The organism is Actinomyces slackii (assembly GCF_900637295.1).
Classification (GTDB): domain Bacteria; phylum Actinomycetota; class Actinomycetes; order Actinomycetales; family Actinomycetaceae; genus Actinomyces; species Actinomyces slackii.
Genome location: NZ_LR134363.1, coordinates 2,021,368 through 2,034,485 on the forward strand (window position 1 = coordinate 2,021,368; position 13,118 = coordinate 2,034,485).

Sequence of the window (13,118 nt, forward strand, 5' to 3'; positions counted from 1 at the left end):
CTCGGGGCCAGGCGCGCCTCAGGACCAGGCGCGCCTCACGGGCCAGAGGCCCTACCTGACCGTGACGGTGACAGTGGATCCCGTCTTGACGCGGGTCCCCGCTGCGGGCTCTGTGGAGCGCACCTTGTCGAACAGGCCCCCCAGGCTGTACTCGACCCGGGCCTTGAGGCCCGCGTCCTCCAGGGCGGAGACCGCCTCCTCCTCGCTCATGCCCGTCACGTCCGGGACCTCCACGTTCTCCGGGCCCCGGGAGATCGTGATGCTCACGGCATCCCCGTAGTAGGCCGATTCGCCGGCCTTGGGGGAGGAGGAGATCACCGCGTCCTTGGGCACGGTGTCCGAGTAGTCCTTCTTGACCGTGCCGCGCTTGAGCCCCGCGTTCTCCAGGGCTGTGGTGGCCTCGTCCTGGCTCATCCCCGTCACGTCGGGGACAGTGGTGGGCTGCTTGCCCTGGGAGACCACGATGTCGACGGGGGTGGAGTGGTTGACGACCTTCTTGGCCGCGGGATTGGTGGAGATCACCTTGCCGGAGGCGACGTCGGCGGAGTACTCCTTGGTCACCGAGCCCACGGTCAGCCCCGCACCCTGGATGGCCTTGCGGGCCTCGGCCTCGGTCTTGCCCACCACATTGGGCACCGCCATCGTCTCCACCCCTCGGGAGACCACTGCCGCCACCGCCTGGCCCTGGGGGACCTGCTGGCCGGGGGCCGGCTCGCAGGAGATGACCGCACCGGCGCTGACCGTGTCGGAGTAGGCGCGCGAGGGGGAGGCCCACACCAGGCCCAGGGCCTCGACCTCCGCCTGGGCATCCTCCTGGGACTTGCCGACGATCGCGGGCACAGTCACCTTCCGGCCCGGGCCGGCCACGAAGTACCAGGCGGCGGCACCCCCGCCCCCGGCCAGGGCAAGGGCCAGCACCCCGCCCCCCAGCAGGGCGCGCCGCGTCAGGCGCGAGGAGCTCGGCCGAGTGGCGAGGCGGTCGGTCTGCCTGGCATCGGCGGCCAGTGCCGAGCGCTGCGCCCTGCGGGCCGACCGGCCCGACTGAGGGCCGATGGAGCCGATGGGCAGGGAGACCGTGCGCATGCCCACATGCGGGGAGTCCTGGGAGTCCTCCCACTCCTGGGGTGAGGGGGCGGAGGCCGCGCGCACCGCGGGAGCCTCGGCCTCCAGGCCGGTCTTCATGGCCTCCAGGTCGCGCATCGAGGTGGTCCCGCCCCCGCGGCGCACCGCGAGCTCGGAGACCGTCAGCTCATCATGGACATCGCGCAGCAGGGCCAGGGCGGCGTCGGCGTCCTCGGGGCGCTCCTCGGGGTTGCGCCGCGTCATGGTCGCCACCAGCTCATCGACATCCGCCGGCATATCCGGCACCAGGGCCGAGGGCAGGGGCACATCCTCATGCACGTTGCGGAAGGCGATCTGGATGGGGGAGTCGGCGGAGAAGGGCTGGACGCCGGTGAGCAGCTCGTACAGGACGATGCCGGCGGAGAAGACATCGGCCCGGGAGGAGGAGGTCCCTGAGGTGATGAGCTCGGGGGCCAGGTAGGCCACCGTTCCCAGCACATTGCCGGTCGTGGTCTGGGCGACCTCGGTCACGGCCCGGGCCAGCCCGAAGTCGGCGACCTTGGCCTCCGAGCCATCGGAGGGGAGAAGCACGTTCTCCGGCTTGATGTCGCGGTGGACCAGCCCCGCCCGGTGGGCGGCCCCCAGGGGGCGCAGCAGCTGGGAGACCAGGCCCAGGGCCTCCTTGACCGACAGGGGCCCCTGGGCGATGAGATCGCGCAGGTTGGGGCCCTCGACGTACTCCATGACCAGGTAGGCCACCCCATCGAGGCTGCCCTGGTCGTAGACGGCCACCACCCCCGGATTGGACAGGCGCGCCGCGGCGCGGGCCTCGCGGCGGAATCGCGAGACGAAGTCGGGGGAGTCGGCCAGGTGGGGGTGCATGAGCTTGAGCGCCACCCGGCGGTCCAGTCGCCGGTCATGGGCGCGGTAGACAGTGGCCATACCGCCACGGGCAACACGATCGACGATCTCGTAGCGCGAGTCGATCAGGCGACCGATGAGGGGATCTTCTACCACGGGTGTGATTCTACGGTGCGCCCGCGGCGCGCAAGCGCCATCGCACCGCGTCGCCCCACCCCGCCCGCCACTGCTCGCTATTGCTCGCCACTGCCCGCTGCCGGGCGAGTCGGGCCGAGTCAGGCGCTGCGGTCGATGAGCCGGTGCATGAGGGCCGTCAGGTCCTCCAGGGTCTGGCAGTCGGCCTCGCCGGTGTTCGCCAGTGCGGCCAGGGCGCGCGCGCCGGCCTGCCGGTGGGCGGCGATGGCCTCCTCATGGGCGGCCCGGGCCCCGCAGTCCTCGACCATGCGGGCCGCGGCCTCCAGCTCGGCAGGCTCGGCCTGTCGGTTGGCCAGCACCTGCTCCAGGAGACGGCGCCCGGCGGCGTCGGTCATCCCCCAGGCCAGGGACAGCAGCACTGTGCGCTTGCCCTCGCGCAGGTCGTCGCCCGCGGGCTTGCCGGTGACGGCCGGGTCTCCGAAGACGCCGAGCTCGTCGTCGCGCAGCTGGAAGGCGATCCCGATCTCCTCCCCGAGCTCCCGCAGATGCCCGAAGGCCTCACCCAAGGGGTCTGCGCCCGCCAGCAGGGCGCCGATGAGCAGGGGGTGCTGGACGGAGTAGCGCGCCGACTTGTGGCGGATGACGGCCAGGGCCGCCTCGCCCATGCGCGCCGACTCCTTGAGCGGATCGGCGCCGTCGGGCAGGGCGATGGCCTCGCTGCGCACATCGAGGAACTGGCCCAGGGCCACCTCAGTGGTCATGGCGTCGAAGGCGGCCCGGCAGGCCACCACCGACTCGGGGGAGGGGAAGGCCCGATTCGCCCGGATCGCCCCCATCTCCTCGCTGGCCAGGGACAGCAGGAGGTCGCCCAGCAGGATCGCCCCACTGGTGCCGAAGTCCTCGGCCCGACCCCGCCAGGAGCCCTCGGCGTGGGCGGCGGCGAAGAGCCGGTGCGAGGCCGGCCGCCCCCTGCGGGTCAGGGCGCCGTCCATGACATCGTCATGGACCAGGGCGCTGGCCTGATAGAGCTCCAGGGCGGTGCCCAGATGCAGCACCGGGGAGCTTGTGATCCGCCTCGCGCGCTCGTCTCCCGCACCCATGCCGGCGCCGACAGCGCCCAGGACGGCCCTCATCCGCTTGCCCCCCTCCAGGGCCTGGGCCGCGGCGTCGAGCATCTGGGCGCCGGCGTCCCCCAGGTCGCCCCACCGGGCGCGGCAGCCGTCGATCACCTCGGTCAGGCGGGACTCGACGGCGGATCGCAGGGCGCCCAGCGGCTCGGAGACATCGCTCATGGGCACAGGGTAGACGGGGCCGGAGCGCGCCATGAAGCGCCGGCCCGGGGCCCTGGTGGGGTCGTGGTGGGGTCGTGGAACGCCGGGCACGAGGCGCTGGAATAAACGCTACAATCGGAGGGTTGCCTACTTGTACCCATAGTGGTGGCCCATGTCCACTGGTCGCCGGTTCACCCGCCCTGCGAAAGGAACTCCGTGGCTTCTTCCACTGCGACGCGTCAGCGCCCCGAGCTGACCGACGACGTCGACGAGACCGTTGAGGACGAGGACTTCGACCTCGATGAGGACGAGGACTTCGACAAGGACTCCGAGGACGATGAGGAGGACGAGGACTACGACGGCGATGACGACTCCGAGGAGGAGGACTCCGAGGACGAGGATGAGGAGGGGCCCGACTCCCAGGCCCCTGAGGAGGATGAGGGGCCTGCCCCCGAGCTGCGCGACTACTACCTGGATGTGAGCCTGGAGGAGAACGGGGACGGCACCAAGCGCCACCCCTTCAATACCGTGGCCTCTCTCAAGGGCGTGCGCCTGGCTCCCGGGGCCACGCTGTTCATCCGCTCACGCACGGTGGTCGAGGACCTGGAGATCGCCGGTCACGGCACCATTGAGGAGCCCATCACCCTGGCGCCCTACGGGCACGGCCCCGTGCCCCGCTTCGTCATCGGGGACTCCGAGCCCATGGTGGCCCGCGACTACCTGGCCCACAACGGATACATCTTCCGCGGCTGGGTCATCAAGGGCATCAAGATGCAGCCCTCCATCGCCGCCCTGACCGGCGAGCTGGAGCGCATGCGCCGCGAGGAGGCCGAGCGGGCCGCCGCCAAGAAGGCCGGCAAGCGCTCCAAGACGGACAAGGACGGCTCCTTCACCGTCTCGGACACCGATGAGGGCGATGAGCCCGCCCAGCGGGTTGTCACCGCGGGCGCCACGGCGGACCCGGTCAAGGACTACCTCAAGCAGATCGGCAAGGTGGCGCTCCTCAACGCCGAGCAGGAGGTGGAGCTGGCCAAGCGCATTGAGGCCGGCCTGTACGCCGAGCACCTGCTGGCCGAGGAGGGCAACGACCTGCCCTCCAAGCTGCGCCGCGAGCTGCACTGGGTGGCCCAGGACGGCCAGCGGGCCAAGAACCACCTCCTGGAGGCCAACCTGCGCCTCGTGGTGTCGCTGGCCAAGCGCTACACCGGCCGCGGCATGCTCTTCCTGGACCTCATCCAGGAGGGCAACCTGGGCCTGATCCGGGCGGTGGAGAAGTTCGACTACACCAAGGGCTTCAAGTTCTCCACCTACGCCACCTGGTGGATCCGCCAGGCCATCACCCGCGCCATGGCCGACCAGGCCCGCACCATCCGCATCCCGGTGCACATGGTGGAGGTCATCAACAAGCTGGCCCGCGTCCAGCGCCAGATGCTCCAGGACCTGGGGCGCGAGCCCACCCCCGAGGAGCTGGCCGTCGAGCTGGACATGACCCCGGAGAAGGTCATCGAGGTCCAGAAGTACGGTCGCGAGCCCATCAGCCTGCACACGCCTCTGGGCGAGGACGGCGACTCCGAGTTCGGCGACCTCATCGAGGACTCCGAGGCAGTGGTGCCCGCCGACGCCGTGAGCTTCACTCTCCTGCAGGAGCAGCTGCACGCGGTGCTGGACACGCTCTCGGAGCGCGAGGCCGGGGTGGTCTCCATGCGCTTCGGCCTGACTGATGGCCAGCCCAAGACCCTCGATGAGATCGGCAAGGTCTACGGGGTCACGCGCGAGCGCATCCGGCAGATAGAGTCCAAGACCATGTCCAAGCTGCGCCATCCCTCGCGCAGCCAGGTCCTGCGCGACTACCTGGACTGAGGCCTGCGGGTCACGCTCATCGAGGCCGGCGGCTCCGGCGGGGCACCATCGTGCGCCCCGCCGGAGCCGCCGGCCTTATTCGCGCTCGATTCGCCACTGCCCGACGTCATTGACGATTCATATTTTCGGCGCCGTTCAGGCCTCATTCAGGAGGTGTGACAGAAGGTGTCGGGAGATTTTGTGTTGTGCGCCCTCAGGCGTCGTTATTGAATCGTGATAGTTTGATGTGGTCGTCATCTTGACAATGGTTGACCTGGGGAGTTCGTGCGCGGCGTCATATGAGGCGGGCGCGTCGTCCCCTGCGTCGACCGCACTGCTTATTCGACGGAAGGACGTTAGATGAGAGGGAATCGATTCTCCCTACGCCGGAGTGCGACGCTGGGGGCGGTGGCGGTGCTCTCCCTGGCGGGCCTGGCACCAGCGGCCCTGGGCGGCACAGCCAGCGCCGAGGAATCGGGAACCAAGGGCGATGTGTCCAGCGCAGTGACGGCTCCGACCAGTTTTGGCCAGGAGGCCTCAAAGATCTCCGATGGGCCGCAGGCGGCCTCGGGCCGCAGCAATGCTCCTGACAAGAAGGTGGCCGCGTACTGGACGGAGGAGCGAATGGCGGCCGCCAAGCCCTATGAGGGGCCCCAGCCCGATGCCGATGGCCCGCCCAAGCCCGCCTCGGGCTCGACCAGCTCCACCGACCCGTTCGGCAAGATCGACCCCGTCGGCCCCAAGGACGCCAGCTCCGGAGCCTCGACCATGCCCGACGGCATCCTGTTCTTCGACAGCCCCGACGGTCCCTCCTCCTGCTCGGCCTCAGTGGTCAACGCCCCCTCCAAGCGGGTGCTCGTCACCGCCGGCCATTGCGTCTACGGGGCCTCAGCCGACGGACAGGGATTCTGGATGACCAACATGGTCTTCGTCCCCGGATATGACGGAACCGCTGAGGACGCCGCCCCCGCGGGCGTCTGGACGGCGCGATCCCTGCGCACCTTCGATGCCTGGATCGAGAACACCACCGACTACACCAACGACGTCGGATTCGTCACCCTCAATGACGGCGGTGACGCCACCCAGCCGGTGGCGGACGCGGTTGGCGCACACGGCCTGGCCTGGGGAGGAAGTCACGACTTCCAGGCCACGATCCACGGCTACCCGAGCAATCAGTCCGCTCCCGGCGGGAACCCGGTGATGCGCGAGTGCAAGGACGGCGTGATCGAGGAATCCTCCATGGGCATGGTCGACGGCTGCGACTTCGGATTCGGAGCCTCAGGCGGCCCCTGGCTTCACAGCTACGACGCGAGCGCCTCCCTGGGACGAGTGCGGTCCGTGACCTCCCTGTGGCATCCGGTCTCCAAGCACAACTGGGGGCCGTACTTCTCCCGGTACGTCAAGGACATGATGGATGCGACCGCCGCGGACTGATGACGCGGGCAGAACCATCGGGGTGCTCGGCACCCTCAGGCGCCTGCGGCCCGGGAAGCGTCGTGCTCCCCGGGCCGCAGGCGCGGCTCGACGGGCTGTTGCGATGACCTGCCTCATCATCGCGCTGGGACTGGCGGGAGGCTGCGGCGGTGGAGGGAGGACCCCCGGCGCCTCTCAGTCCCCGCCAGCGCCTGCCCCGGAGGCGAGCAGTGCCCCCGGTCAGAGCCCCGGATCCTCGACCGCGCACAGCCTGACCAGTCCCGAGTCGGGCCAGACGCCGTCGGGAGGGGGGATCGTGGCGCGCGATGACCTCATCGACCCCCGGCCCCTGGCCTGGGAGTCGTGGACGCAGATCGATGAGACCACCATCGAGGTCACGCTCACCACTGGCCCTCAGTCCTGTGTGGGCGTGAGCGCCACGGTGACTGAGGACGCCGACACGGTCACCATCGACCTGGCCGAGGGCGCCATCCCCGGAGCTGACGGCGACTGCCCGGCGATGGCCCTGCGCACAACTCTCCGGGTGACCCTCGATGAGCCCCTCGGCGATCGCAGCGTCACCCAGGCCGAGCAGAGGTGAGGGCAAAGCGCTGCCGCTGGCCGGTCGGCCTCAGCGACCGGTCAGCGGCGCAGGTGTTGACAACGCGTGCTGTAATCGGCGGGGTCGCCCGCCAGGGCCTGTCAGCGGACTGGTCTCAGGCCTGGCCGGTCTCCTGGAGCCGGCGGGTCTCGTCCTGGAAGAGCAGGGCGACATCCTTGAGGCGCTCACCATGCTTGCGGGCGTGGTGGGCGCAGAAGAAGAGCTCGCCGGTCAGCAGGACGGCGCGCACATAGGCCTGGGCCTGGCACACGTCGCAGCGGTCGGCCGTGGTCAGCGGGCGCTGCTCGGCGGTGCCGGCGGTGGTGGAGCCCTGCTCGTCCTGGATCGTGATCGCCTCGGGAGCAGGGGAGGTGCTCGTGGTGCTCATGTCGGCATTCCACCACGCAGCAACCGGTCTCCATGCCCGCCAGGCCCCGTTTCCGCCCCCGGCGCACGGGCTTTCGCCGACGGCGCATTAGGGAATCAGCGGTCGACGATCACGGGGGAGAGCACGTATTCGAATGCGCATGTGGAAGGAGGACTCCATGGCAGCCGCATCATGCACTTCATGCACATCCTGGCAGGAGGTACGTGACAGCGAGATAGAGCGCCTGGAGAGCTTGGGCTGGCATACCCATGCCACAAGCGCGGCTGCGGCGCGGGACAGCGCCGCGTCGGGCCCAGTCCGCTAGAGTCCGGCCGTGCCCGCATCCGAGAACAAGACCAGCCGTGGGGACTACTCCGCCCGACACCTCTCCGTCCTGGAAGGACTGGAGGCGGTGCGCAAGCGCCCCGGGATGTACATCGGCTCGACCGACCAGCGCGGACTCATGCACTGCGTGTGGGAGATCCTGGACAACGCGGTCGACGAGGCCCTGGAGGGCCACGGCGACGACATCCGCCTGACCGTCCACGCCGACGGCTCCATCGAGGTGCGCGACAACGGGCGCGGTGTGCCGGTGGATATCGAGCCCTCCTCCGGCCTGACCGGTGTGGAGCTGGTCTACACCAAGCTGCACGCCGGCGGGAAGTTCGGCGGCGGCTCCTACGGCGCCGCGGGCGGACTCCACGGCGTGGGAGCCTCGGTGGTCAACGCCCTGGCCGCGCGCATGGACGTCGAGGTGGACCGGGGCGGCAAGACCTACGCCATGAGCTTCCACCGCGGGGAGCCCGGCATCTTCGACGACTCGGCCGGCCGCGGCCCCGACTCCCCCTTCACCGAGTTCACCGACGCCTCCGAGCTGCGCGTCATCGGCAAGGCCAAGCGCGGCGTGACCGGCACCCGCGTGCGCTACTGGGCCGACCCCCAGATCTTCCCCAAGCCCACCGAGTACGACGCCGGTGCGCTGCGCGCCCGCCTGCGCCAGACCAGCTTCCTCGTGCCGGGGCTGACCCTGCGCCTGGAGGACCAGCGCCCTGAGGCCGAGGCCGAGGCCGCCTCCCGCACCCCGGCCGCCGACGCCGGGGCCACTGACGACGCCGTCCACGAGGTCTCCCTGCGGGCCTCGGCCAAGAACGCCGTCGAGGGGGCCGGGGACCTGTTCGACACCGGTGGCGACGACGGCGTCGAGGTCTTCCAGGCCCGGGGCGGAACCGCTGACTTCGTGGACTTCCTGGCCACCGACGGCTCGGTGACCGACACCTTCCGACTGACCGGCCAGGGCTCCTACTCCGAGACCGTCCAGCAGCTCGACGGCTCGGGCCACCTGCGCCCCGTCGAGGTCGAGCGCACCTGCACGGTGGACGTCGCCCTGCGCTGGGGGATCGGCTACGACACCACCGAGCGCTCCTTCGTCAACATCATCGCCACCCCCATGGGCGGGACTCACCTGACCGGATTCGAGCAGGCCCTGACCAAGGTGCTGCGCAAGCAGATCGACGCCAACTCCCGGGCCCTCAAGGTCACCTCCCGCGACGGTCGCATCGAGAAGGACGACATCCTGGCCGGGCTGACCGCCGTCATCACCGTGCGCGTGCCCGAGCCGCAGTTCGAGGGCCAGACCAAGGAGGTTCTGGGCACCGCCCCTGTGCGCCAGATCGTGGCCAAGGTGGTTGAGTCCGAGCTCACCGCCCTGCTGACCTCCACCAAGCGCGACCTGAAGACCCAGTCGCGCGCGCTGCAGGAGAAGATCGTCGGGGAGATGCGCGCCCGCATCTCGGCGCGCATGCACAAGGAGATCACCCGGCGCAAGACCGCCCTGGAGTCCTCCACCCTGCCCGCCAAGCTCGCCGACTGCCGCAGCGACGACGTCAGCGCCTCCGAGCTGTTCATCGTCGAGGGGGACTCGGCCCTGGGCACGGCCAAGAACGCGCGCAACTCCGAGTTCCAGGCCCTGCTGCCCATCCGCGGCAAGATCCTCAACGTCCAGAAGGCCTCCCAGGCCGACATGCTGCGCAACGCCGAGTGCTCGGCCATCATCCAGGTGGTGGGCGCGGGATCGGGGCGCACCTTCGACCTGGAGGCCGCCCGCTACGGCAAGGTCATCCTCATGACCGACGCCGACGTCGACGGCGCCCATATCCGGACCCTGCTGCTCACCCTCTTCTTCCGCTACATGCGCCCCATGATCGAGGCCGGGCGCGTCTTCGCCGCCGTCCCGCCCCTGCACCGCATCGAGGTCTCGGGCCAGGGCCGGCGCAAGAAGGAGATCCTCTACACCTACTCCGACGACGAGCTGGTCACCACGCTGCGCCGCCTGGAGAAGCAGGGGCGCAGCTTCAAGGAGCCCCAGCGCTACAAGGGCCTGGGGGAGATGGATGCCCACCAGCTGGCCGAGACCACGATGGAGCCCGAGCACCGGACCCTGCGGCGCATCACCCTGGGCGATGAGGCCGAGATCATGGAGGCCGAGTCCGTCTTCGAGCTGCTCATGGGCTCCTCGGTCGAGCCGCGTCGCGACTTCATCGTTGAGGGCGCCTCCCACGTGGACCGCGAGCGCATCGACGCCTGAGGCCCGCTGGCCGCCGGCGCGGCCCGGGGTCGGACCGCCTCCCTGGAGGGGCCGTCGATCCGGGGGAGGGAATCCCCGGGGCGGCGATCATGTTGGATCCTGATATACGGGATCAGCGCAATCCATGGCTGGGGTAGTCTCTGCGCACTGATCCTCGCGCTCGTCCCTTTCCCGGCTCCCCGCCGGTCTGCTCCCAATCTAGGAGGCGCTATGGCACCCGTCTACGGATACCCCCGCGGTGGCGGCCGCTCGCCCTGGGCCATGCTGCGCCCGGGGCCCCGCTCCTCCCTGCCGCGCCAGCTGTCCTGGATGCCTCTGGGACCGGAGGACAATGCCGAGCTGGCGGCCCTCATCGCCCGCGCCGAGGCCGTGGACAACCCTCCCTACCGCACCACCGCGCAGGAGACCGCCGACTACTTCGTCGATCCGATCTACTCGGGCGTGGCCGGCCGTGACCAGGAGGGGGTGATGCGGGCCTTCGGCCTGGTGCGCCTGCGCCCGGCAGGGGAGATCTACGCCTCCATGACCGGGGTGGTCGATCCGGTCAGTCGCAGGCAGGGCATCGGCGGGGCCCTGCTGCACTGGCAGGCCGAGAGGGCGCGCCACCTGGTGGGCGCTGAACGGGCCGGTCACCCCCGGGAGCACTCGGGGGAGCACGGCTCGGCCCACGTGGTGACCACGGTGCTGGAGGACGACGAGCGCATGCAGGAGCACCTCGACCGCCTGGGATTCGCCCCCAAGCGCTGGTACCGGGAGGTGCGCCGCTCCCTGGCCCTGGAGATCCCCTCGGTCGAGCTCGACCGCTTCCTGGCCATCGAGCCGTGGAGCCCGGCGATCGACGACGCGGTGCGCCGGGCCCACAACCAGGCGATGGGCGACGCCTGGGGGGCCCATGCCGTCAGCCCCGAGGAGTGGGTCGCCGGGGCGACCTTCGTGGTGCCCCAGTGGAGCTTCGTGGCCATGGACCGCTCCGGGGATCGCGGCCGGGTGGCCGGCTACCTGCGATCGAGCCGCTACGAGCAGGACTGGGAGGCGCTGGGGTGGCGCGAGGGCTACACGGACATGCTCGGCGTGCTCAGCGACTACCGCCACCGCCAGGTGGGATCAGCCCTGCTGACCGCGGCCATGCGGGCCTATGCGGTCGATGGCATGGACTATGCGGCCGCCGGCATGGACACCGACAACCCCTCCGGCGCCACCGAGCTCTACGAGTCCCTGGGGTATGAGCCCACCCGGGGCACCATCCTCTACGTCCTGGACGTGTGAGCGCAGGCCGGCCCGCGCCCCCTTGCGCTCAGGGTCGGGGCGCGAGAGCCCCGGCGACGATCGTGGTCAGAGGGCGCACAGCCGCCAGCTGCTCAGCGCTCATGACCAGGGGGTCCTCGGCCAGGAGCACCAGGTCCGCCACTGAGCCCTGGGCGAGGGGGCCCGCGCCGTCGATGCTGGCAGCCAGGGCCTCCTCGGGGCTCAGGCACTGGCCGGGGGACCAGACCTGCTGGTCGGGGGTGCGCCTGCCCACCGCCGCGCTCATCGCCAGCCAGGGGTCCAGGGGCGCCACGGGGGCGTCGGAGCCCAGGTGCAGCAGGGCGCCGGCGCTCATCATGTCGGCGAAGGCGTAGGTGCGCTCCTGCAGTCCGGGCCACACCCGTCCCACCGCCTCCCAGTCGTCAATGAGGTGGGCCGGCTGGATCGACAGCTCGATGCCGGATGCCACCAGTTGCCTCAGGGCGCCGTCGGGATCGGCCATGGCGTCGGCGGGCAGGAGCTGGGCGTGCTCCAGGCGCCCACGGGCGCCCGAGGCGGTGAAGGCCGCGGCCACGTCGTTCATGGCCGCGTCCCCGATGGCGTGGATGGCGGCCTCGAAGCCCAGCAGGCGGGCGCGCTCCAGGAGCTCGCTCAGCTCGCGGCGACTGATGTTGGCCACGCCGCAGGGGCGGTCCAGGCCCAGCTCGGGCGGGTAGGGAGCGCACATGTGGGCGCTGGCGGTGCCCATGGAGCCGTCGGCGATGACCTTCAGGGGCCCCTGGGTGATCAGGGGCGCGCCGTCGGCGGCCAGGGGCGAGCCCTCCAGCGGCGAGCCCGAGCGCAGGCCCGCCTCGACCCGCTGGTCGAGGCCGTCTCGGTAGACGGCGGAGCGGATGCGCGGCAGGACCGCTGGCAGGCGGCCCTCGGCGGCCCAGGCGGCGGTGCGCCGGGGCCAGTCGCGGTGATCGCTGGACCAGCTCATGTCCACCACGCCGGTCACGCCCTGGGCGAGCATGCGGGCCAGGACCGTGCGGTAGCCGGACTCGCGCAGCTCGCGCGAGCCGGGGATCTCATCGAGCCGGTTCAGCAGGGCGAACCACGGGTCCTCGGTGATGGGAGCCCCCGGGTCCTGGGCGGAGGCGCCCGGCAGGCCCAGGAGGCGCAGCGCGGCGGAGTTGAGCCACCCGGAGTGGGCATCCCCGGAGATGAGGACCGTGGGGATGGCGCCGGTGACGGCGTCGAGCTCGGCCACCGTGGGGAGGCGGGTCCAGTTGGACAGCCGATGCCCGAATCCCTGGATGGTCACCGGCCCAGGGCCCGTGGGCAGAGCCCTGGCCGCGGCGGCGACAATGGCCAGGGCCTCCTCAGGGCTGCGCGTGGACAGGGTGTCCAGGCGGGCCGCCCGGGCGGCCTCGAGGTCCAGGTGGGCGTGGGCGTCCCACAGGCCGGGGATGATGAAGGCGCCGTCGGCCGCCAGGACCCGGGCGCCGTCGTCGGCCAGGTGCTGGCCCACCTGGGTGACCCTGCCGGCGCTGATCCTCAGGTCAACGGGGTCGGGGACCGGGCAGGGCGGGGCCGCGGCCCCGGTGCGGGCGCGGACCTGGGACAGGCGGGAGCGGGAGCGCAACGGGACGATGCGCGCGTCCCTGATCAGCAGTTCGGCCATGGGCAACCATAGGCACCATCCGGGGCCCTCATCGCGGAGCGGAGGTCCCGATCCGAGATGCTCCCCTGCCTGGA

9 protein-coding genes are annotated in these 13,118 nt (G+C 71.0%); 5 read left to right on the plus strand and 4 right to left on the minus strand.

From position 1 onward, the window contains the following. Positions 1–51 precede the first annotated feature (51 nt). Together EL266_RS08445 and EL266_RS08450 are read right to left on the minus strand one after the other, a co-directional pair. On the minus strand, positions 52–2,079 hold the full coding sequence (locus tag EL266_RS08445) for a Stk1 family PASTA domain-containing Ser/Thr kinase (RefSeq protein ID WP_026427717.1): 2,028 nt from the start codon (positions 2,077–2,079) through the stop codon (positions 52–54). Positions 2,080–2,198: 119 nt separating this feature from the next. After that, positions 2,199–3,350: a polyprenyl synthetase family protein gene (locus EL266_RS08450; protein ID WP_034515446.1), complete on the minus strand. Its 1,152-nt coding sequence runs from the start codon at positions 3,348–3,350 to the stop codon at positions 2,199–2,201. Between the two features lie 195 nt (positions 3,351–3,545). Between EL266_RS08450 and EL266_RS08455 the strand changes: the two genes are divergently transcribed. The 3 genes from EL266_RS08455 to EL266_RS13520 all read left to right on the plus strand — a co-directional run bounded on the left by EL266_RS08455 (position 3,546) and on the right by EL266_RS13520 (position 7,182). Beyond that, the gene (locus EL266_RS08455) at positions 3,546–5,189 is read left to right on the plus strand and encodes an RNA polymerase sigma factor (protein WP_026427719.1); all 1,644 of its coding nucleotides are present in this window, start codon (positions 3,546–3,548) and stop codon (positions 5,187–5,189) included. A gap of 339 nt (positions 5,190–5,528) precedes the next feature. After that, entirely contained in the window at positions 5,529–6,602 is a 1,074-nt protein-coding gene (locus EL266_RS08460) for a trypsin-like serine peptidase (protein ID WP_084501023.1), read from the plus strand. A gap of 103 nt (positions 6,603–6,705) precedes the next feature. Further along, positions 6,706–7,182 (plus strand): hypothetical protein, encoded by a 477-nt coding sequence (locus tag EL266_RS13520; protein WP_197719231.1) that lies wholly within the window; start codon positions 6,706–6,708, stop codon positions 7,180–7,182. Between the two features lie 115 nt (positions 7,183–7,297). Here EL266_RS13520 and EL266_RS08470 read toward each other — a convergent pair whose 3' ends face one another. Next, entirely contained in the window at positions 7,298–7,570 is a 273-nt protein-coding gene (locus tag EL266_RS08470; protein WP_026427722.1) for a DUF7455 domain-containing protein, read from the minus strand. Positions 7,571–7,883: 313 nt separating this feature from the next. Here EL266_RS08470 and EL266_RS08475 point away from each other — a divergent pair, with 313 nt between their 5' ends. After that, positions 7,884–10,133 (plus strand): DNA gyrase/topoisomerase IV subunit B, encoded by a 2,250-nt coding sequence (locus tag EL266_RS08475; protein WP_026427723.1) that lies wholly within the window; start codon positions 7,884–7,886, stop codon positions 10,131–10,133. 210 nt (positions 10,134–10,343) lie between these two features. After that, positions 10,344–11,399 carry a GNAT family N-acetyltransferase gene (locus EL266_RS08480; protein WP_026427724.1) on the plus strand — a complete coding sequence of 352 codons (1,056 nt, stop codon included), beginning with the start codon at positions 10,344–10,346 and terminating at the stop codon, positions 11,397–11,399. Positions 11,400–11,427: 28 nt separating this feature from the next. Here the strand turns inward: EL266_RS08480 and EL266_RS08485 are convergent, their stop codons facing one another. Further along, positions 11,428–13,044 (minus strand): amidohydrolase, encoded by a 1,617-nt coding sequence (locus EL266_RS08485; protein ID WP_026427725.1) that lies wholly within the window; start codon positions 13,042–13,044, stop codon positions 11,428–11,430. Positions 13,045–13,118: the final 74 nt, after the last annotated feature.